Here is a 20857-nt window from a genome sequence, read left to right as displayed (position 1 = left end):
TTTTCCTTTCAGACCGCGGTAATCAACCAGCAGTTATGGATTTGACGGTTACGGGCGAAATCCTGAGACAGCGTTTTTTGGCTGATTTCTTGTGCTTTTAGCCCCAGGGCTGCTAAACCGTCATGATCCATACGGAAGCCGCGTTTGTTGTTCGAGAACATAATCGTGCCGCCTTTACGCAGGAGGCGCTTCAGGTCGGTCATCAGGCGCAGGTGGTCGCGCTGCACATCAAAGCTATCTTCCATACGCTTGGAGTTAGAGAAGGTCGGCGGATCGATAAAGATCAGATCGAACTGCTCGTCGGTATCACGCAGCCAACCCAGCACGTCGGCCTGCATCAGGCGATGCTGACGCCCAGTTAAACCGTTAAGGCGCAGGTTGCGCTCCGCCCACTCCAGATAGGTGCGGGACATATCCACCGTGGTGGTGCTCCGCGCGCCGCCCAGACCCGCATGCACGCTGGCGCTGCCGGTATAGGAGAACAGGTTGAGGAAATCTTTGCCCTTGCTCATCTGTCCGAGCATGCGGCGGGCGATACGGTGGTCAAGGAACAGACCGGTATCAAGGTAGTCAGTCAGGTTAACCCACAGACGAGCGTTGTACTCGCCCACTTCAATGAAGTCGCCCTTTTCACCCATTTTCTGATACTGGTTTTTGCCTTTCTGACGTTCGCGGGTTTTCAGCACCAGCTTGTTTGGCGCAATACCCAGCACGGCGATGGTTGCCGCAATGACGTCCAGCATACGCTGACGCGCTTTTTGCGCATCAATGGTTTTCGGTGGCGCGTATTCCTGAATCACCACCCAGTCCGCATAGCGGTCTACCGCCACGTTGTATTCCGGCAGATCAGCATCGTACAGGCGGTAGCATTCAATACCTTCCTGCTTCGCCCATTTCTCGAATTTCTTCAGATTCTTGCGCAGACGGTTGGCGTAATCTTCCGCCACGCCCGACGGTTTGCTGTCCGCCGCTTTCTCAGCCAGATGGTAGTTCTTCTGCACGCAGTCCAGCGGGCCGTTTTTCGCCTTAAACTGGCGATCGGCACGCAGCTGCAGGCAACTCAGCAATTCAGGTGAAGCACTGAACAGGGAGAGATTCCAGCCGCCAAAGTAATCTTTCATATTGCGGCCCAACAGGCTGTGCAGGGCAATCAGCGCCGGTTCGCTGTCCAGACGCTCACCGTATGGCGGGTTACTGATAACGGTACCGTACGGACCTTTTGGCAACGGGTTGGTCAGGTTCGCCACGTCTTTCACCTCGAAGGTGACCAGCTCGCCGATACCGGCGCGACGGGCGTTGCTGCGGGCACGTTCAATGACGCGCGGGTCGCTGTCCGAACCATAGAAATGGGAGGTATATTCCGCCAGGCCCTTACGCGCACGGGTCTGCGCATCATCTTTGACCTCTTTCCACAGTGCTTCATCGTGCTGTGCCCAGCCCTTGAAGCCCCAGTGACCACGGTGCAGGCCTGGGGCACGGTCGGTGGCCAGCATGGCAGCTTCAATCAGCAATGTACCAGAACCACACATCGGGTCCAGCAGCGGGGTACCCGGCAGCCAGCCAGAGCGCATCACAATGGCTGCGGCAAGGGTTTCTTTGATTGGTGCCATACCGGTACGATCGCGGTAGCCGCGCAGGTGGAGGCCTGCGCCGCTCAGATCCAGAGAGATGCTAGCGGTGTCGCCGTTCAGCCAGACGTTAATACGCAGATCCGGATTTTCGCGATCGACGTTTGGACGTTCCTTATTTTTACGGGTGAAGCAGTCAACAATGGCGTCTTTAACGCGCAGGGCACCGTACTGGCTGTTGCGGATCTCATCATTCACGCCGTTGAAATGCACCGCAAAGGTGGCATTCGGAGTGAAGATCTCTGTCCAGTCGATCATCTGTACGCCGGTATAGAGGTCAAGGTCGCTATAGACCTTGCACTCTTTCATCGGCAGCATGATGCGCGACGCCAGACGGCTCCACATCAGGCTCTGGTAAATAAGCCGCGTGTCGCCCTCAAAATGGACACCACCCTGAACTACCTGGCACTCTTGCGCACCCAGGGCTTCCAGTTCAGTTTTTAACAGCTCTTCCAGCCCACGGGCCGTACTGGCAAACAGAGAATTCATATCGTCACTTTTACTCTTAGAAAATTGTCGCGCATTATAGCTAATATGGCGTGTATGTCATAAAGTTGAAGGCTTATTTTCATTCGAGGGAGTGTGCAGTGGCGACGTTATCCAGGCTTTTTATTCATCCGGTGAAATCCATGCGCGGCATCGGCATTTCTCACGCACTTGCCGACATGAGCGGATTTGCCTTCGATCGTATCTTTATGATCACCGAGCCTGACGGTACGTTCATTACTGCACGCCAGTTCCCGCAGATGGTTCGCTTTATCCCTTCCCCCCTTCATGACGGTTTGCATCTTACCGCGCCGGATGGTTCCAGCGTGGTGATCCGCTTTGCTGATTTTGCGCCTGTGGATGCGCCAACAGAAGTGTGGGGCAATCATTTTACCGCGCGTATTGCCACTGACGAGATTAACCGCTGGCTTAGCGGCTTCTTCTCCCGCGATGTGCAGTTACGTTGGGTAGGCCCGTCGCTGACGCGCCGCGTGAAGCGTCACGACGCAGTTCCGCTCTCATTTGCGGATGGGTTTCCTTTCCTGCTGACCAGTGAAGCCTCCCTGCGCGACCTGCAGCACCGTTGTAAAGCCAGCGTTCAGATGGAGCAGTTTCGCCCCAATCTGGTGGTAACCGGTACAAAAGCCTGGGAAGAAGACACCTGGAAAGTGATTCGCATCGGCAGTGTGATTTTCGATGTCGCGAAGCCATGCAGTCGCTGTATCTTCACCACCGTAAGCCCTGAGAAAGGCCAGAAGCACCCTTCCGGTGAGCCGCTGAAAACCCTGCAATCCTTCCGCACTGCACAGGACAATGGCGACGTGGATTTTGGCCTGAACCTGATCCCACGTTCCAGCGGCGTGATCCGTGTCGGTGACGAGGTAGAAATTCTTGCCCGTGGACCCGCAAGAGTTTATGGCTCCGGTCAGGAAGACGAGTTTGTCGAGGTCGAGACGCAGGTCAGTTCATCAGTGGATATTCACTGGCAGGGCAACATCATCCGGGGAAATAATCAGCAGGTTTTACTTGAACAGCTGGAGCAAGCAGGGATCCGCATACCGTATTCCTGCCGCGCGGGGATCTGTGGCTGCTGTCGAATCAAGCTGGTTGAGGGTGAAGTCAGTGTGCTGAAAAAATCCGCAATAGCCGACGACGGGACAATTCTGTGCTGTAGCTGCATCCCGACAACTTCAGTACAACTGGAAGCTTAAACAGCCTGTTCCAGGCTGAAAGAATCCACCCGAAGTTGGGGTTTCAGCCTGTCGTTCATGACCTTGATGGCATCCCCAAGTTGCATCGTACGCCCGGCAATTGTCACGCCGGGCTGAGCCAGCAGACAGAGCGCAGCATTTTCGCCCGGCTCAACCACCAGCAGACTCACCTCTTCGGCGCTGTCACTCAGGTTGACGCTGGCCGCGTCGCCCGTCGCCGGTGTCCAGCTCATACCATGCGGCAGGAAATGCCAGCTTTTTGGCATTTGTGGTTTCAGGAAACGGATAGCCACCAGCGCATTTAATACCAGTTCGGCACGCTGCTCTTTAGAGAGCACCAGATCGCGACATTTTTCTTCAAAGGAGAAATAAAGCGCAGCATCGTCAACACAGAATCCTGACGGAGAAAAAGCGTCCGGGGTTAACATTCGGCGGGCAAAACGAGAACGAAACAACATACCATTGGCTAAATCGAGCATCATACGGTCATGCTCGTCGCAAAAATACCAGCGCCAGTTATCGTCAGGTTTAATTCGCATGTTTCTCTCCCGTCCCAAACGTCCTGTACTAAAAATGTCCTGCTCGTCGCTTCGTTTTTAACACCATTTAATAAAAGACTATAATGTCTAAATAAGCAACAATGACGGAATATAAAACAACCAGGGCCGGAAATAAAGCCCTGGTTGTCTGATTAAGAGAAAAGATTAGATATGAGTAACGATTTCTTTAATCAGCGGCGGTCCTTTAAAAATAAAGCCGGAATAGATTTGCACCAGTGACGCACCTGCCGCCATCTTCTCGCGTGCAGCAATCACAGAGTCGATACCACCGACGCCGATAATCGGTAAACGACCTTTTAATTCCGCTGACAATGCACGAATAATTTCGGTGCTTTTTAATTGTACCGGACGTCCACTTAACCCACCCGCTTCGTCACAGTTTTTCATTCCCTGAACCAGGGAGCGATCGAGTGTGGTATTGGTCGCAATCACACCATCAATATTATGGCGAACTAAACTGTCGGCAACCTGGATCAATTCTTCGACAGAAAGATCCGGAGCGATCTTAACCGCGACGGGAACATATTTATGGTGGATCGACTGCAGCTCATTTTGTTTATTTTTAATGGCACTCAGAAGATCGTCCAGCGCTTCACCATATTGCAAAGAACGCAGTCCCGGGGTATTGGGTGAGGAAATATTCACCGCAATATAACCAGCATAGGCGTAGACTTTTTCCATACAAATCAGATAGTCATCTTTACCTTGCTCTACCGGCGTGTCTTTATTTTTGCCAATATTGATACCTAATACGCCATCAAAATGGGCTTTTTTTACATTCTCAACGAGGTGATCGACACCGAGGTTATTAAAGCCCATGCGGTTGATCAAGCCTTCAGCTTCGACCAGACGGAACAGGCGCGGCTTGTCATTTCCCGGTTGTGGGCGCGGCGTGACGGTACCGATTTCGATAGAGCCAAAGCCCATCGCGCCCAGGGCATCAATGCACTCGCCATTTTTGTCCAGACCTGCCGCAAGACCCAGCGGGTTTTTAAAGGTCAATCCCATGCATTGCACAGGTTTTTCCGGCACATTTTGACGCACCAGAGCGACCAGCGGCGTTCCTGTAATACGACGTAATTGCTGGAATGTAATTTCATGAGCACGCTCAGGGTCGAGCTGGAAAAGGGCTTTACGAACGAAGGGGTAGTACATGAACTCTCCTGGATTCCCGGTGTGCAAACCGGGAGGGGATTATGGGCGATCCGACGCCGAAAGGGAATTGACCTGCGGCAAAAAATCAGCGTAAAACGCAATCGTTTACCTCCCGGCTCATTTCTTATTCACTTTTTCGCATTTAAATTGCAGATAAATCATTTAGTGGAATAACCGCTCAGTGTCACACTCCTGAAAATTGTTATGAATGTTAGATAAAAGCAAACAATTGGTTATAAGGAGAACGTATGCGCGTCATTACTCTGGCCGGAAGTCCACGATTCCCTTCACGCTCCAGCGCCCTGCTGGAATATGCCCGTGAAAAACTTAATGCCCTGGATGTGGAAGTGTGCCACTGGAACCTGCATAACTTCGAACCTGAAGATTTGCTCTATGCCCGTTTTGACAGCCCGGCGCTTCACACCCTGACGGAGCAGCTTAAAGGCGCTGATGGGTTAATCGTGGCGACCCCCATTTATAAAGCCTCTTTTTCCGGGGCACTGAAAACCCTGCTTGACCTGCTCCCTGAACGTGCGCTGGATGGCAAAGTGGTGCTGCCTCTGGCAACGGGCGGTACGGTGGCGCATTTACTGGCGGTGGATTATGCCCTGAAGCCGGTGCTGAACGCACTGAAAGCACAGGAGATCCTCCACGGTGTGTTCGCGGACGACTCCCAGATCATCGACTATCAACATAAACCGCACTTTACACCGAATCTGCAAACCCGCCTCGATAACGCCCTGGAAACCTTCTGGCATGCCCTGCATCGCAGGGATATCCAGGCACCTGCTTTTGGTCATCCGCAAGGAGTTGCACATGTTTAAAACCTTAACCCATATTGGACTAGCCGGACTGATGGCGCTGACGTCGCTGGCCCATGCCGGGCAAACGTCACCAGAAAGCTTACGCATTGGCTACCAGAAAGGCAGCGTCAGCATGGTGCTGGCAAAAAGCCACCAGCTTCTGGAAAAACGCTTCCCGGACACAAAATTCTCCTGGGTTGAGTTCCCGGCTGGTCCTCAGATGCTGGAAGCGCTGAACGTGGGCAGTATTGATCTGGGCAGTACAGGCGATATCCCGCCGATATTCGCCCAGGCCGCGGGAGCAGACCTGCTCTATGTAGGTGTTGAACCGCCCAAACCGAAGGCCGAAGTGATTCTGGTACCTGAAAATAGCGACATTAAAAACGTCGCCGACCTTAAAGGGCATAAAGTTGCTTTCCAGAAAGGCTCCAGCTCACACAACCTGCTGCTGCGTGCTCTGCAAGAGGCCGGACTCAAGTTTACCGACATTCAGCCCGTTTACCTGACGCCTGCCGACGCGCGCGCCGCGTTCCAGCAGAAGAACGTTGATGCCTGGGCCATCTGGGATCCGTACTATTCCGCCGCATTACTGCAGGGCGGTGTACGGGTGCTAAAAGATGGCACCACGCTTAAACAGACCGGCTCGTTCTATCTGGCTGCTCGCCCTTATGCGGAAAAGAACGGCGCCTTTGTGCAAGAGGTTCTTGATACCTTTACTCAGGCGGATGCACTGACTCAAAGCCAGCGTCAGGAGAGCATTACCCTGCTGGCGAAAACCATGGGCTTACCTGAGCCGGTGATCGCGAGCTATCTCAACCACCGTCCACCGACCACCATCACGCCCGTAGACGCGCACGTCGCCGCACTTCAGCAACAAACGGCTGACCTCTTCTATCAAAACCACCTGGTGCCAAAACAGGTCACTATTCGCGAACGTATCTGGCAGCCCGCCGGTAAAGAAGGAACAAAATCATGAGTCTGAATCTTTTCTGGTTTTTACCCACCCATGGTGATGGCCACTATCTTGGTACGGAAGAGGGTTCACGCCCGGTTGACCATGGCTACCTGCAGCAGATTGCACAGGCAGCGGACAGAATTGGTTTCACTGGCGTACTGATCCCGACCGGACGCTCGTGTGAAGATGCCTGGCTGGTCGCCGCGTCGATGATCCCGGTCACCCAGCGTCTGAAGTTTCTGGTGGCCTTGCGTCCGAGCGTTATCTCCCCCACCGTGGCGGCGCGTCAGGCGGCAACCCTGGACAGACTGTCTAACGGACGCGCCCTGTTTAACCTGGTGACGGGCAGCGATCCGCAGGAGCTGGCGGGCGACGGCGTGTTCCTCGATCACACTGAGCGCTATGAAGCCTCCGCCGAATTCACCCGCGTCTGGCGACGTCTGCTGGAAGGTGAAACCGTGACGTTCGAAGGTAAACATATTCACGTTCGTGGCGCGAAACTCTACTTCCCACCAGTCCAACAGCCACGCCCTCCTCTCTATTTTGGCGGGTCATCGGACGTGGCGCAGGACCTGGCGGCAGAGCAGGTTGATCTCTATCTGACCTGGGGCGAGCCGCCAGAGCTGGTGAAAGAAAAAATAGCCCAGGTACGCGCTAAAGCGGCCGCCCATGGCCGCAAGGTACGCTTCGGTATCCGCCTGCATGTGATTGTGCGTGAGACCAACGAAGAAGCCTGGCAGGCGGCCGATCGTCTCATCTCCCATCTGGATGATGCCACCATCGCGAAAGCACAGGCTGCATTTGCCAAAACCGATTCCGTCGGGCAGCACCGGATGGCATCCCTGCACAACGGCAAGCGCGAGAACCTGGAGATCAGCCCAAACCTGTGGGCGGGTGTCGGTCTGGTTCGCGGCGGTGCGGGCACGGCGCTGGTTGGCGACGGTGCGACCGTGGCAGCCCGTATTAATGAATACGCTGACCTGGGCATCGACAGCTTTATTCTCTCCGGTTATCCGCATCTCGAAGAGGCGTACAAAGTGGGCGAGCTGTTGTTCCCGCATCTGGATGTCGCCATCCCGGAAATTCCTCAGCCGCAACCGCTCCAGCTTCAGGGCGAAGCCGTGGCGAATGAATTTATTCCACGAAAAGCCGCACAAAGCTAAGGAGTGACCATGTCTGCCATCTCACAAAAATGGCTCCTGCGCGCCGCGCCGTGGTTTTTGCCCGTCGGTATCGTGGCCGTCTGGCAGCTCGCGTCGTCCACCGGCTGGCTGTCGAGCCGCATTCTGCCCGCACCTATGGGCGTTATCGAAGCGTTCTGGTCGCTGAGCGTCAGCGGAGAGCTGTGGCAACATCTGGCGATCAGCTCCTGGCGCGCCGTGATTGGGTTTTCCATCGGCGGCAGCATCGGCCTGATTCTGGGTTTGATCAGCGGTCTTTCACGCTGGGGCGAGCGGCTGCTGGATACCTCCATTCAGATGCTGCGCAACGTGCCGCATCTGGCGCTGATCCCGCTGGTGATTTTGTGGTTTGGTATTGATGAGAGCGCCAAAATATTTCTCGTCGCGCTGGGCACCCTGTTCCCGATTTACATCAATACCTGGCATGGGATCCGCAATATCGATCGCGGTCTGGTCGAGATGGCACGCAGCTATGGTTTATCGGGTTTCGCCCTCTTTACCCACGTGATTCTGCCGGGTGCCCTGCCCTCCATTATGGTGGGGGTGCGTTTTGCGCTCGGCCTGATGTGGCTAACGTTGATAGTGGCTGAGACCATCTCGGCCAACTCTGGCATCGGTTATCTGGCGATGAACGCTCGCGAATTCCTGCAAACGGACGTGGTGGTAGTCGCGATCATCCTTTATGCCCTGCTCGGCAAACTCGCCGATGTCAGCGCCCAGTGGCTGGAACGCAGCTGGCTGCGCTGGAACCCGGCCTATTCCCTTCAGGAGGCGAAAGCATGAATACAGCCCGACTGAACCAGGGGACGCCGTTACTGCTGAACGGCGTGACCAAACGCTACGGCGAAAACACCATTCTGAATGCGCTGGATCTGCACATTCCTGCCGGACAATTCGTAGCCGTTGTCGGGCGTAGCGGCGGCGGTAAGAGCACGCTGTTGCGCCTGTTAGCTGGACTGGAGGCCCCAAACGGCGGTGAAATTCTTGCCGGTACAACGCCGCTGGCAAAGATTCAGAACGACACCCGCATGATGTTTCAGGATGCGCGCCTGCTGCCCTGGAAAACAGTCATTGATAACGTCGGGCTGGGGCTTAAAGGCAACTGGCGAGAGGAGGCCCGCCAGGCGCTTGCCGCCGTAGGGCTGGAAAATCGCGCGGATGAATGGCCTGCGGCGCTGTCAGGTGGGCAGAAGCAGCGCGTTGCACTGGCGCGGGCGTTAATCCATCGTCCGGGTCTGTTGTTGCTTGATGAGCCGCTCGGCGCACTCGACGCCCTGACACGAATCGAAATGCAGGATTTGATTGGATCCCTGTGGCAGAAGCATGGCTTTACGGTGCTACTGGTGACGCATGACGTGTCTGAAGCGGTAGCGATGGCCGATCGCGTGCTGTTAATAGAAGAAGGAAAAATGGGTCTGGATCTGACGGTGGATATTGCGCGCCCTCGCCGCGTAGGTTCGGCAAGACTGGCGGAGCTGGAGGCAGAAGTGCTGGATCGGGTGATGAAGCGCGGGGGCACGGAGTTACAGCGAGCTAAGGCTAATGCCTGATGCCCTCACCCCGACCCTCTCCCGCAGGGAGAGGGAGGGTTATCTTTTATTACGCTAACGCTTTAGCAATCTTCTCGTACAGATCGCCAGACAGGTTTTCCAGTCCTTTCAGCTGCTCAAGCGCGGCACGCATTTTCGCCTGGCGCTTAGCATCGTAGCGCTTCAGACGGATAAGCGGCTCGATCAGACGTGATGCCACCTGCGGGTTACGGCTGTTCAGCTCGGTCAGCATTTCTACCATGAACTCATAACCGCTGCCGTCTTCGGCGTGGAATGCGGCCGGGTTGCTGCTGGCAAACGCGCCAATCAGGGAACGTACGCGGTTCGGGTTGCTCATGGTAAACGAACGGTGCTTCAGCAGGCTGCGTACTTTGCTGAGCGCGTCTTGCGCCGGGCTGGTCGCCTGCAGGATGAACCATTTGTCCATCACCAGGCCATCCTGATGCCACTTGTCGTCATACTCCTGCATCAGCGCATCACGGCACGGCAGTTCGGCGGCGACGCTTGCAGCCAGGGCAGCCAGCGCGTCAGTCATGTTATCCGCTTCATGATACTGCTTGCTTACCAGCGTGTTCGCCAACTCAGCCTCACCAAACGCCAGATAGCGCAGGCAGGTATTACGCAGAGAACGTTTACCGATGTCCGCGTGCTCTACGCGATAAGTATCAAGTTTATTGGCGTTATAAATCGCCAGGAACTCATCGGCCAGTTCTGCAGCCAGCGTACGGGTCAACGCTTCACGCACCGCGACGATGGCAATTGGGTCGATGATGTCAAACAACTCGGCGATTTCAGTCGCTGACGGCAGGGTCAGAATTTCAGCGGCCAGCGCCGGGTCAATCTTCTCATCCAGCAGGACCGCGCGGAACGCGTCAGCCACATGGGCAGGCAGCGACAGCGGCTGGCCCTGCTGATGACGGTTTACGTTGAGCTTAATGTAGGTCGCCAGCAGACTTTGCGCGGCATCCCAACGGGAGAAGTCGTTGCGCGCGTGACGCATCAGGAACGTCAACTGCTGATCGCTCCATTTATACTCCAGTTTCACTGGTGCAGAGAACTCACACAGCAGCGCAGGGACCGGCTGGAAGTAAACGTTGTCGAAGATGAAGGTCTGCTCTGCCTGGGTCACATTCAGCACGTGGTGTACCGGGTGGCCGTCCTTCTGGAGAGGAATGACTTTGCCTTCGTTATCATACAGTTCAATGCTGAACGGAATGTGAAGCGGATGTTTCTCTTCCTGCTCCGCTGTCGGCGGCGTGCGCTGGCTGATGGTCAGGGTGTACTGCTCGGTTTCCGGGTTGTAATCGTCTTTGACGGTGACAATCGGCGTACCGGCCTGGCTGTACCAGAGGCGGAAGTGAGAGAGATCCACATTGGAAGCATCTTCCATCGCCTGCACAAAATCGTCGCAAGTGGCCGCGCTGCCGTCATGACGCTCGAAGTAGAGTTGCATGCCTTTCTGGAAGTTCTCTTCACCCAGCAGAGTGTGGATCATGCGGATAATTTCAGAACCTTTTTCATACACCGTCAGGGTGTAGAAGTTGTTCATCTCAATGACTTTATCCGGGCGGATCGGGTGCGCCATTGGGCTGGCATCTTCCGCAAACTGCAGGCCGCGCATAGTACGCACGTTGTTGATGCGGTTAACCGCACGAGAACCCAGATCGGAGCTGAACTCCTGGTCACGGAAGACGGTCAGTCCCTCTTTCAGACTCAACTGGAACCAGTCGCGGCAGGTGACGCGGTTACCCGTCCAGTTGTGGAAATATTCGTGACCGATAACGCGTTCGATATCGAGATAATCTTTATCGGTAGCGGTATCGGTGCGCGCCAGCACGTATTTGGAGTTAAAGATGTTAAGACCCTTATTCTCCATCGCGCCCATGTTGAAGAAATCGACAGCCACGATCATATAGATGTCGAGATCATATTCGAGACCAAAGCGCTCTTCGTCCCACTTCATGGAGTTGATAAGCGACGTCATCGCCCACGGAGCACGGTCCAGGTTGCCACGGTCAACAAACAGCTCTAGTGCCACTTCGCGGCCGGAGCGTGTTTTAAAGGTATCGCGCAACACGTCGAAATCACCCGCCACCAGCGCAAACAGATAGCATGGTTTCGGGAACGGATCCTGCCATTGCACCCAGTGACGGCCGTTCTCCAGTTCGCCTTCGCCCACACGATTACCGTTGGAGAGCAGGAATGGGTAGAGCGTTTTATCGGCGATAATTTTCGTTGTGAAGCGTGCCAGCACATCCGGGCGATCGAGATACCAGGTGATGTGACGGAAACCTTCCGCTTCACACTGAGTGCACAGCGCCACACCAGACTGGTAAAGTCCTTCCAGCGCCGTGTTAGCGGCCGGGCTGATTTCATTCACGATGCGCAGCGTAAAGTGTTCCGGCAGGTTGTCGATCACCAGCTGGTTGTTTTCTTCTTTATAGTCAGACCAGGCTTCATCATTAATATGCAGGGAGACCAGCGTCAGGTCTTCACCATCAAGACGCAGTGGCACAGCAGTCGCACTGTGGCGCGTCACCTGGCTTACCGCCGTCACAACGGTTTTAGTGGCATCCAGGTCAAAAGTCAGATCGATATCGCTAATCAGGTATTCCGGCGCACGGTAGTCGTGGCGGTATTTGGCTTGTGGCTGTTGTGTCATAGAAAACCTTATGCATCGTTTGTCGAGTAACGTTTCAATATATTCCTGTTGTGTAAAACGCGCTACGCAGAATGTTCATCTTTTCAGGTACAAAACCCTTTTTTGCTACATTTATATAACACGGGGCACAAAATGCCCTCGACCATAAAACGCGCTTATGTTGTGATCGGGGTTCAATAAATCACTAAACAAGGTATACTCCGGAGTTGTTTATTGTACTAAACGCTCCTGTGAGAGGATGCTACTGCGCACCTATGACTCAATTCGTTTCTCCTGTTCTGCATACGTTGCTGGATACTGACGCGTATAAACTGCATATGCAGCAAGCCGTTTTCCACCATTACTATGACGTTCATGTCGCGGCCGAATTCCGCTGCCGTGGCGACGACTTGCTCGGTATCTACGCAGACGCTATTCGTGAACAGGTCGATGCTATGCAGCATCTGACGTTGCAGGACGATGAATATCAGTGGCTTTCAGGCCTGCCTTTCTTCAAAGCTGACTACCTGAACTGGCTGCGCGACTTCCGCTATAAGCCAGAGCAGGTCACTGTACTTAACGATAATGGTAAGCTGGATATTCGTCTCGAAGGCCCGTGGCGTGAAGTGATCATGTGGGAAGTGCCGCTTCTGGCGGTGATCAGTGAACTGGCCCACCGCTACCGCTCGCCGGAAACCGGTGTTGAACAGGCGGTCGCAGCGCTGGAAACCAAGCTCGCGGGCTTCACCACGCTGACCGAAGGGCTGGATATGTCCCGCTTCCGCCTGATGGACTTTGGCACCCGTCGCCGTTTCTCTCGCGACGTTCAGGAGGCCATCGTTAAGCGTCTGCAGCAGGAACCGTGGTTTGTGGGCACCAGCAACTACGATCTGGCCCGTCGCCTTAATCTCACGCCTATGGGCACCCAGGCGCATGAATGGTTCCAGGCGCATCAGCAGATAAGCCCAGACCTGGCGAACAGCCAGCGTGCAGCACTGGCCGCATGGCTAGAGGAGTACCCAAATCAACTGGGGATCGCCCTCACCGACTGTATTACGATGGATGCCTTCCTGCGCGATTTTGGTCCCGAGTTCGCTGAGCGTTACCAGGGGTTACGCCATGATTCCGGTGATCCGGTTGAATGGGGTGAGAAAGCCATTGCCCACTATGAAAAGCTGGGTATTGATCCAATGAGCAAGGTTCTGGTCTTCTCCGATAATCTTGACCTGCCGAAAGCGGTTGAGCTCTATCGCCAGTTCAACACCCGGGTTAACCTGAGCTTCGGGATTGGTACCCGTTTGACCTGTGACATCCCTCAGGTGAAACCGCTGAATATTGTTATAAAACTGGTGGAATGTAACGGCAAGCCGGTGGCTAAGCTCTCCGATAGCCCGGGTAAAACCATCTGCCATGACAAAGCGTTTGTCCGCGCATTGCGCAAAGCGTTCGATCTCCCACAGATTAAAAAAGCCAGCTAAACGCTTACGGGAGCCTTCATGGCTCCCCTCACCTTATTTATTTCTCAATTCTTCTCTTTTGACTGCGAAATTTACTTGTCTGATGGCAGATGGCAGGTAACATAGATATCCCCCCATAAGGGTGGACAAGTGTCTATTTTTTCCGACTATTAACAGAGAGAATATTATGAGCGTTGTGCCTGTAGCCGACGTACTCCAGGGCCGTGTCGCCGTTGACCAGGAAGTCACCGTGCGCGGATGGGTGCGTACCCGCCGAGATTCTAAAGCTGGCATCTCCTTCCTTGCCGTCTATGACGGTTCCTGCTTTGATCCTGTACAGGCCGTCATTAATAATTCTCTGCCCAATTACAATGATGACGTTCTGCATCTGACGACGGGTTGTTCCGTTATCGTTACCGGCGTGGTTGTGGCATCACCGGGCCAGGGCCAGAGTTTCGAAATTCAGGCATCCGCAATCGAAGTGACCGGCTGGGTTGAAGATCCGGATACTTATCCAATGGCGGCCAAACGTCACAGCATTGAGTATCTGCGCGAAGTCGCTCACTTGCGCCCGCGTACCAACCTGATTGGTGCAGTGGCGCGTGTGCGTCATACGCTGGCCCAGGCGCTGCATCGCTTCTTCGACGAACAAGGTTATTTCTGGGTGTCTACCCCGCTAATTACTGCTTCTGATACAGAAGGTGCAGGTGAAATGTTCCGTGTTTCGACGCTGGACATGGAAAACCTGCCGCGTACGCCAGAAGGTAAAGTGGACTATGACAAAGACTTCTTCGGCAAAGAGGCTTTCCTGACCGTATCCGGTCAGCTCAACGGCGAAACGTACGCCTGCGCGCTGTCTAAAATCTACACCTTTGGCCCTACCTTCCGTGCCGAAAACTCCAACACCAGCCGTCACCTGGCAGAATTCTGGATGCTGGAGCCTGAGGTGGCGTTCGCCAACCTGGACGATGTTGCCGGCCTGGCGGAAGCGATGCTGAAGTATGTGTTCAAAGCGGTGCTGGAAGAGCGTCCTGACGACATGAAATTCTTCGCCGAGCGCGTAGACAGCGATGCTGTAGCGCGTCTGGAGCGTTTCGTTTCCGCTGACTTTGCACAGGTGGATTACACCGACGCGGTAGCGATCCTTGAGAAATGCGGTGAGACGTTCGAGAACCCGGTTTACTGGGGCGTTGACCTGGCGTCTGAGCATGAACGCTATCTGGCCGAGAAACATTTCAAAGCACCGGTTGTCGTGAAAAACTACCCGAAAGACATTAAGGCCTTCTATATGCGCCTTAACGAAGACGGTAAAACCGTTGCAGCGATGGACGTACTGGCGCCGGGCATTGGTGAAATCATCGGCGGTTCTCAGCGTGAAGAGCGTCTCGACGTACTTGACGCGCGCATGGAAGAGATGGGTCTCAACCCGGCTGACTACAGCTGGTACCGCGATCTGCGTCGTTACGGTACCGTACCGCACGCTGGTTTTGGTCTGGGCTTCGAGCGTCTGATCGCCTACGTGACCGGTGTTCAGAACGTACGTGATGTTATTCCGTTCCCTCGCACACCACGTAACGCTAGCTTCTAATCCACAAAAACGTCAATGGCCAGCGAATGCTGGCCATTATTTTATTCTGCATTGTCAGTTTACGTCAGCGTAAAGTCAGCATTTTTAAACCATCACCCCGTCACAACCGCTACCTGTTACGTATTGTTTCCGTGAAATATCCAGCCACAAAAAACAAACTCCATTCTTATTGCGATTATTACATCCTCAAGCAATAGCACAAATTTCAACCATTTTTTTAGCCATCCGGATGTCTTTTTTGCATCATAAGAAAAAACAAGTCGTTTAGCCTCTGTTTATATGAATTGCCTTTATCCAAATTAATCATAAGGAATTCATATATATAGGATAAACACTGCCGCTTAATTCGCCAGGGAGTTCTGAAGTTTGAGGTGGTTCACAAAGTTCCGAAAAATACACATTTAGTTACACATATTTTCTTTCGGTTACTTAATCTTGAGAATTGTAGCACTTTCAGGCTAGCGAAACGCTTCGGTGAATGGAAAGATGCCTGTCAGATACATAAAGACACCAAACTCTCATCAATAGTTCCGGAAATATTTATTGACAGAATTTATTGACGGCAGTGGCGAGTGTCATAAAAAAACCAATGAGGGTAATAAATAATGATGAAGCGCAATATTCTGGCAGTGGTTATCCCTGCTCTGCTGGTAGCTGGTGCAGCTAACGCTGCAGAAATCTACAACAAAAACGCTAACAAGCTGGACTTCTACGGTAAAGCTGTAGGTGAACACATCTGGACCACCAACGGTGACACCAGCAACGAAGATACCACCTACGCCCGTATCGGCTTCAAAGGTGAAACCCAGATCAACGACCAGATCACTGGTTACGGTCAGTGGGAATACAACATGGACGCGTCCAACGCAGAAGGTTCTCAGGGTACTAAAACCCGTCTGGCATTTGCTGGTCTGAACTTCGGTGACGCGGGCTCTCTGGACTACGGCCGTAACTATGGCGCTATCTATGACGCGGCAGCATATACCGATATGCTGGTTGAATGGGGTGGCGACTCTTGGGTTGCGACTGATAACTTCATGAACGGTCGTGCTTCTGGCCTGCTGACCTACCGTAACAAGAACTTCTTCGGTCTGGTTGATGGCCTGAGCTTCGCCCTTCAGTATCAGGGTAAAAACGAGCGCAGCAACGCTGTCGCTGCAACTTACACCGCCGATGGTCAGTTGATCAACGTGGGTCGTGGTGGTAACGGCGCTAAAGGTAACGGTGATGGCTTCAGCTCCTCTGTTCAGTACGAACTGGGTGAAGGCTTCGCACTGGCAGCGGGTTATGAAACTGCTGACCGCACCAACGAGCAGGTTGCTGCTGGCAACTCCGCTGATTGGGCAAGCGCCGGCGGCGATCGTGCAGAAGCATGGTCTACTGCAGCGAAATACGATGCGAACAACATCTACGCAGCAGTTCAGTATGCTGAAACCACTAACATGACTCGTGAAGCTGATAACAACTTCGCTAAGGAAGGTGCGAACAAGTTCCTGATATGAGATCATCATATTCATCCGGAGCGCATCCCAGAGGGACATCATGAGCCATCAACTCACCTTCGCCGATAGTGAATTCAGCACTAAGCGCCGTCAGACCCGAAAAGAGATTTTCCTCTCCCGCATGGAGCAGATTCTGCCATGGCAGAATATGACCGCTGTCATCGAGCCGTTTTATCCCAAGGCGGGCAATGGCCGACGGCCCTATCCGCTGGAGACCATGCTGCGTATTCACTGCATGCAGCATTGGTACAACCTGAGCGACGGTGCCATGGAAGATGCCCTGTACGAAATCGCCTCCATGCGCCTGTTTGCCCGATTATCCCTGGATAGCGCCCTGCCGGATCGCACCACCATCATGAATTTCCGCCACCTGCTCGAGCAGCATCAACTGGCCCGTCAATTGTTCAAGACCATCAATCGCTGGCTGGCCGAAGCAGGCGTCATGATGACCCAAGGCACTTTGGTGGATGCCACCATCATTGAGGCACCCAACTCTACCAAGAACAAAGAGCAGCAACGCGATCCGGAGATGCATCAGACCAAGAAAGGCAATCAGTGGCACTTTGGCATGAAGGCCCACATTGGTGTCGATGCCAAGAGTGGCCTGACCCACAGCCTGGTCACCACCGCGGCCAACGAGCATGACCTCAATCAGCTGGGTAATCTGCTTCATGGAGAGGAGCAATTTGTCTCAGCCGATGCCGGCTACCAGGGAGCGCCACAGCGCGAGGAGCTGGCCGAGGTGGATGTGGACTGGCTGATCGCCGAGCGTCCCGGCAAGGTAAAAACCTTGAAGCAGCATCCGCGCAAGAACAAAACGGCCATCAACATCGAATACATGAAAGCCAGCATCCGTGCCAGGGTGGAGCACCCGTTTCGCATCATCAAGCGGCAGTTCGGCTTCGTGAAAGCCAGATACAAGGGGCTGCTGAAAAACGATAACCAACTGGCGATGTTATTCACCCTGGCCAACCTGTTTCGGGTGGACCAAATGATACGTCAGTGGGAGAGATCTCAGTAAAAACCGGAAATAACGCCAGAAATGGTGGAAAAAATAGCCTAAATAGGCTGATTCGATGTGTTTGCGGGAAAAAAATCGGCCCAGATCCGCGAAATTTTAATCAGCGAGTCAGCTTGGGAAGAAATGACCTGCTTATTCGCACCTTCCCTAACAAAACCCAGAACATCGAAGCTGTTGTTCAGTACCAATTCGACTTCGGTCTGCGTCCATCCCTGGGCTACGTCCAGTCTAAAGGTAAGGACCTGAAAGCACGTGGAACCTTCAACGGTGGCGATGCTGACCTGGTGAAATACATCGAACTCGGTACCTGGTACTACTTCAACAAGAACATGAACGTGTACGCTGCGTACAAATTCAACCTGCTGAACGACAACGATTACTCTGAATCTGCCAAACTGGCAACAGACGATCAGGCAGCAGTTGGTATCGTTTACCAGTTCTAATCAGTACACCACTTTGTTATATGCTTAATGAACAGGGCTTCGGCCCTGTTTTTTTATGCCTGACAGAAAATAATGGCGACTTTTGAAAAGCCGCACGCTTTTCGTCGCAAACGGTTGGCATTTTGTAAATCTACCGTTAACCTGATAGCGGATTTCACTTCTGTAATCACAATGGAACTTCGTCATGTTTGAGAACATTACCGCCGCTCCTGCCGACCCTATTCTGGGTCTGGCCGATCTGTTTCGTGCCGACGACCGCCCTGGCAAAATCAACCTGGGTATTGGTGTATATAAAGATGAAACCGGCAAAACTCCGGTACTGACCAGCGTAAAAAAAGCTGAGCAGTATCTGCTGGAAAACGAAACCACCAAAAACTACCTCGGTATTGATGGTATCCCTGAATTTGGTCGCTGCACCCAGGAGTTGCTGTTCGGTAAAGGCAGCGCAATTGTGAGTGACAAACGTGCCCGTACAGCACAGACCCCTGGCGGTACCGGTGCGCTGCGCGTGGCGGCGGATTTCCTTGCGAAAAACACCTCTGTTAAGCGTGTCTGGGTAAGCAACCCAAGCTGGCCGAACCACAAGAGCGTCTTTAACTCTGCGGGTCTGGAAGTGCGTGAATACGCTTACTACGACGCAGCAAACCACTCTCTCGACTTTGACGGTCTGCTGGCGAGCCTGAGCGAAGCACAGGCAGGTGACGTGGTGCTGTTCCACGGTTGCTGCCATAACCCAACCGGTATCGATCCGACGCTTGAGCAGTGGGAACATCTGGCGAAGTTGTCCGTAGAAAAAGGCTGGCTGCCGCTGTTTGACTTTGCCTACCAGGGCTTCGCCCGTGGTCTGGAAGAAGATGCAGAAGGCCTGCGCGCGTTCGCAGCCGTGCATCAGGAACTGATTGTCGCAAGCTCTTATTCCAAGAACTTCGGTCTGTACAATGAGCGTGTAGGTGCTTGTACGCTGGTCGCTGCAAACGACGAGACCGTCGATCGTGCGTTCAGCCAGATGAAATCGGTTATCCGTGCTAACTACTCTAACCCACCAGCACACGGTGCGTCTGTTGTTGCCACTATCCTGAGCAACGATGCGCTGCGCGCCATCTGGGAACAAGAGCTGAATGACATGCGTCAGCGTATTCAGCGCATGCGCCTGCTGTTTGTGAACACCCTGGCTGAGAAAGGCGCGGACCGCGACTTCAGCTTTATCATCAAACAGAACGGCATGTTCTCTTTCAGCGGCCTGACCAAAGAGCAGGTTCTGCGTCTGCGTGAAGAGTTCGGTGTGTACGCCGTGGCGTCTGGCCGCGTGAACGTAGCAGGCATGACGCCTGACAACATGGCGCCACTGTGCGAAGCGATTGTCGCTGTACTGTAATTTGCGCCCATAAAAAAGCCTGCGTTATGCAGGCTTTTTTTATTCGGGTTACCAGACAGGCATTTCATCCTGAAGGAACGGGTTATGGAGCCGTTCATAGCCCAGCGTCGACATCGGACCGTGTCCAGGGATAAACGTCACGTCATCACCCAGCGGCAATAACTTCTGTTTTATCGACTGAATCAGTTGCCCGTGGTCACCACGCGGAAAATCGCTGCGTCCTACGCCGCCTTTGAAAATCACATCGCCGGAAATCAGCAGACGAGACTGGTCATCAAAGAAGACGATATGGCCTGGCGTATGCCCAGGACAATGCAACACCTGTAAAGTCACATTCCCTACGTTAACGCGCTCTCCCTCGTTCAGCCAGCGATCGGGTGTCAGAGGTTGACACTCATCAAGGCCAAACATGCGACTTTGGGCTGGCAAACCCTGCAGCCAGAACTCATCTTCTTTTTCCGGACCGATCACCGGCACACCATAGTGCTGTGCCAGTTCCGCCGCTGCGCCGACATGGTCAAGGTGACCATGCGTCAGTAATATCTGCATCAGCGTCACACCGCTATCTGCAACTTCCTGTTTGATCTTCTCAGCGTCGCCGCCGGGATCGACAAGCGCGGCCAGTTTGGTTTGTTCACACCAGATTAATGAACAATTCTGGGAGAACGCCGTAACCGGAATAATACGATAGTTCATACTGCTCCTGTGTTTCGTTATTACCAGTGCCGAACTGGACCGGTATCAATATGCACAAAGTTGCTGCTGGGGTAATATCCTACACCACCTGCACGCATAGATAACGCAGCTTTGCGAATATTGGCTAACGAAACGCCTTCAATGTGGAAATCCATTGCCTGTCCCCTGGTGTGGTAGCTTTTTTTGGCTACCCCACGGCTATGGGCGCGCAGTTCATTATTAGTATCAATTGAGCGATAACCAGAAATAAGCTGCACCGGCTTGCTGGTACCCAGCAGGCCCTGAAGGCGGAAAAGCTGATCAAACAGTCCTGGATCGATGGCTTTTATTTTATTCGCGCGGTAATCACGGAAAAAGTGGTTAAGTCTTGCTAATTCATCCTGAATATAGCCTCTGCCATCGAAGAATTCCGCTTTTAGCGACTCACCGGTATGGAGATTGTTGAGCGTTAAAACTCGCGGACGAGGTGTCGAGAGGGTGGCAAATGCTGGCGTCGGCAAGATGGCCGCTGCGCCGAGCGCAACACCACCTAACGCCAGCAGTTTGCGGCGATTAGCGTCAAATTTGTCCATGATAATCAGGTCTACAGGTCAATGTTTATCGTA

At 53.6% G+C, this 20857-nt stretch carries 16 protein-coding genes and 2 pseudogenes; 12 read left to right on the top strand and 6 right to left on the bottom strand.

All coding sequences use genetic code 11. From position 1 onward, the window contains the following. Positions 1–8: 8 nt before the first annotated feature. Entirely contained in the window at positions 9–2117 is a 2109-nt protein-coding gene (gene rlmKL / locus ACLHV9_RS08280; protein ID WP_108090332.1) for a bifunctional 23S rRNA (guanine(2069)-N(7))-methyltransferase RlmK/23S rRNA (guanine(2445)-N(2))-methyltransferase RlmL, read from the bottom strand. 98 nt (positions 2118–2215) lie between these two features. Between rlmKL and ACLHV9_RS08275 the strand changes: the two genes are divergently transcribed. Next, complete coding sequence (locus ACLHV9_RS08275; RefSeq protein WP_108090333.1) at positions 2216–3325, top strand: YcbX family protein; 1110 nt, start codon at positions 2216–2218, stop codon at positions 3323–3325. Here the strand turns inward: ACLHV9_RS08275 and zapC are convergent. Further along, on the bottom strand, positions 3322–3864 hold the full coding sequence (gene zapC / locus ACLHV9_RS08270; RefSeq protein ID WP_028019222.1) for a cell division protein ZapC: 543 nt from the start codon (positions 3862–3864) through the stop codon (positions 3322–3324). The two genes, ACLHV9_RS08275 and zapC, sit on opposite strands and share 4 nt — an antisense overlap. Positions 3865–4029: 165 nt before the next feature. Further along, positions 4030–5040 (bottom strand): quinone-dependent dihydroorotate dehydrogenase, encoded by a 1011-nt coding sequence (pyrD, locus tag ACLHV9_RS08265; RefSeq protein ID WP_108090334.1) that lies wholly within the window; start codon positions 5038–5040, stop codon positions 4030–4032. A gap of 248 nt (positions 5041–5288) precedes the next feature. On the opposite strand from pyrD, the gene ssuE reads away from it, so the two are divergent. From ssuE to ssuB, 5 genes are read left to right on the top strand one after another with little or no spacing between them, the layout of a single operon-like run. Next, complete coding sequence (gene ssuE / locus ACLHV9_RS08260; RefSeq protein WP_108090335.1) at positions 5289–5864, top strand: NADPH-dependent FMN reductase; 576 nt, start codon at positions 5289–5291, stop codon at positions 5862–5864. Beyond that, positions 5857–6819 (top strand): sulfonate ABC transporter substrate-binding protein, encoded by a 963-nt coding sequence (locus ACLHV9_RS08255; protein ID WP_108090336.1) that lies wholly within the window; start codon positions 5857–5859, stop codon positions 6817–6819. The genes ssuE and ACLHV9_RS08255 overlap by 8 nt, the downstream gene beginning before the upstream one ends. Further along, positions 6816–7961, top strand: coding sequence for an FMNH2-dependent alkanesulfonate monooxygenase (gene ssuD, locus ACLHV9_RS08250; protein ID WP_108090337.1), 1146 nt, complete (start codon positions 6816–6818; stop codon positions 7959–7961). The genes ACLHV9_RS08255 and ssuD overlap by 4 nt, the downstream gene beginning before the upstream one ends. Before the next feature lie 9 nt (positions 7962–7970). Then, positions 7971–8762: an aliphatic sulfonate ABC transporter permease SsuC gene (gene ssuC / locus ACLHV9_RS08245; RefSeq protein WP_108090338.1), complete on the top strand. Its 792-nt coding sequence runs from the start codon at positions 7971–7973 to the stop codon at positions 8760–8762. Continuing rightward, entirely contained in the window at positions 8759–9529 is a 771-nt protein-coding gene (gene ssuB, locus ACLHV9_RS08240) for an aliphatic sulfonates ABC transporter ATP-binding protein (protein ID WP_028019228.1), read from the top strand. The genes ssuC and ssuB overlap by 4 nt, the downstream gene beginning before the upstream one ends. A 49-nt stretch (positions 9530–9578) precedes the next feature. On the opposite strand, the gene pepN is transcribed toward ssuB, so the two are convergent. After that, positions 9579–12191 (bottom strand): aminopeptidase N, encoded by a 2613-nt coding sequence (pepN, locus tag ACLHV9_RS08235; protein ID WP_108090339.1) that lies wholly within the window; start codon positions 12189–12191, stop codon positions 9579–9581. Positions 12192–12445: 254 nt separating this feature from the next. Between pepN and pncB the strand changes: the two genes are divergently transcribed. The 6 genes and pseudogenes from pncB to aspC all read left to right on the top strand — a co-directional run bounded on the left by pncB (position 12446) and on the right by aspC (position 19556). After that, positions 12446–13648 (top strand): nicotinate phosphoribosyltransferase, encoded by a 1203-nt coding sequence (gene pncB / locus ACLHV9_RS08230; RefSeq protein WP_049005483.1) that lies wholly within the window; start codon positions 12446–12448, stop codon positions 13646–13648. A 166-nt stretch (positions 13649–13814) separates the two neighbouring features. Further along, entirely contained in the window at positions 13815–15215 is a 1401-nt protein-coding gene (gene asnS, locus ACLHV9_RS08225; RefSeq protein WP_028019231.1) for an asparagine--tRNA ligase, read from the top strand. A gap of 605 nt (positions 15216–15820) precedes the next feature. Further along, positions 15821–16702 (top strand): annotated as a pseudogene (locus ACLHV9_RS08220) (porin); the annotation flags it as partial. A 55-nt stretch (positions 16703–16757) separates the two neighbouring features. Next, a complete protein-coding gene (locus ACLHV9_RS08215; protein ID WP_407220155.1) occupies positions 16758–17738 on the top strand; it encodes an IS5-like element ISKpn26 family transposase in 981 nt (326 codons plus the stop codon). Between the two features lie 143 nt (positions 17739–17881). Next, positions 17882–18181: pseudogene (locus tag ACLHV9_RS08210) on the top strand (porin); the annotation flags it as partial. A 184-nt stretch (positions 18182–18365) separates the two neighbouring features. Then, positions 18366–19556, top strand: coding sequence for an aspartate transaminase (gene aspC / locus ACLHV9_RS08205; protein WP_008499949.1), 1191 nt, complete (start codon positions 18366–18368; stop codon positions 19554–19556). Between the two features lie 48 nt (positions 19557–19604). Here the strand turns inward: aspC and ACLHV9_RS08200 are convergent, their stop codons facing one another. Then, the gene (locus ACLHV9_RS08200) at positions 19605–20252 is read right to left on the bottom strand and encodes an MBL fold metallo-hydrolase (RefSeq protein WP_025755996.1); all 648 of its coding nucleotides are present in this window, start codon (positions 20250–20252) and stop codon (positions 19605–19607) included. 20 nt (positions 20253–20272) lie between these two features. Continuing rightward, a complete protein-coding gene (locus tag ACLHV9_RS08195) occupies positions 20273–20824 on the bottom strand; it encodes a YcbK family protein (RefSeq protein WP_028019233.1) in 552 nt (183 codons plus the stop codon). Positions 20825–20857: the final 33 nt, after the last annotated feature.

Source organism: Enterobacter sp. CPE_E890, from assembly GCF_046521475.1.
Taxonomy (GTDB): Bacteria; Pseudomonadota; Gammaproteobacteria; order Enterobacterales; family Enterobacteriaceae; genus Enterobacter; species Enterobacter adelaidei.
Note: the sequence above shows the minus strand (reverse complement) of the source record. Positions and strands in the feature narration are given on the sequence as shown.

Bases quoted from the DNA above. Each gene is read 5' to 3' on its own strand.
- pepN (WP_108090339.1), bottom strand. From the start codon at position 12,191: ATGACACAACAGCCACAAGCCAAATACCGCCACGACTACCGTGCGCCG.
- ssuD (WP_108090337.1), top strand. From the start codon at position 6,816: ATGAGTCTGAATCTTTTCTGGTTTTTACCCACCCATGGTGATGGCCAC.
- aspC (WP_008499949.1), top strand. From the start codon at position 18,366: ATGTTTGAGAACATTACCGCCGCTCCTGCCGACCCTATTCTGGGTCTG.
- ssuB (WP_028019228.1), top strand. From the start codon at position 8,759: ATGAATACAGCCCGACTGAACCAGGGGACGCCGTTACTGCTGAACGGC.
- ACLHV9_RS08195 (WP_028019233.1), bottom strand. From the start codon at position 20,824: ATGGACAAATTTGACGCTAATCGCCGCAAACTGCTGGCGTTAGGTGGT.
- zapC (WP_028019222.1), bottom strand. From the start codon at position 3,864: ATGCGAATTAAACCTGACGATAACTGGCGCTGGTATTTTTGCGACGAG.
- ACLHV9_RS08215 (WP_407220155.1), top strand. From the start codon at position 16,758: ATGAGCCATCAACTCACCTTCGCCGATAGTGAATTCAGCACTAAGCGC.
- ACLHV9_RS08255 (WP_108090336.1), top strand. From the start codon at position 5,857: ATGTTTAAAACCTTAACCCATATTGGACTAGCCGGACTGATGGCGCTG.
- rlmKL (WP_108090332.1), bottom strand. From the start codon at position 2,117: ATGAATTCTCTGTTTGCCAGTACGGCCCGTGGGCTGGAAGAGCTGTTA.
- ACLHV9_RS08200 (WP_025755996.1), bottom strand. From the start codon at position 20,252: ATGAACTATCGTATTATTCCGGTTACGGCGTTCTCCCAGAATTGTTCA.
- asnS (WP_028019231.1), top strand. From the start codon at position 13,815: ATGAGCGTTGTGCCTGTAGCCGACGTACTCCAGGGCCGTGTCGCCGTT.
- ssuE (WP_108090335.1), top strand. From the start codon at position 5,289: ATGCGCGTCATTACTCTGGCCGGAAGTCCACGATTCCCTTCACGCTCC.
- pyrD (WP_108090334.1), bottom strand. From the start codon at position 5,040: ATGTACTACCCCTTCGTTCGTAAAGCCCTTTTCCAGCTCGACCCTGAG.
- ssuC (WP_108090338.1), top strand. From the start codon at position 7,971: ATGTCTGCCATCTCACAAAAATGGCTCCTGCGCGCCGCGCCGTGGTTT.
- pncB (WP_049005483.1), top strand. From the start codon at position 12,446: ATGACTCAATTCGTTTCTCCTGTTCTGCATACGTTGCTGGATACTGAC.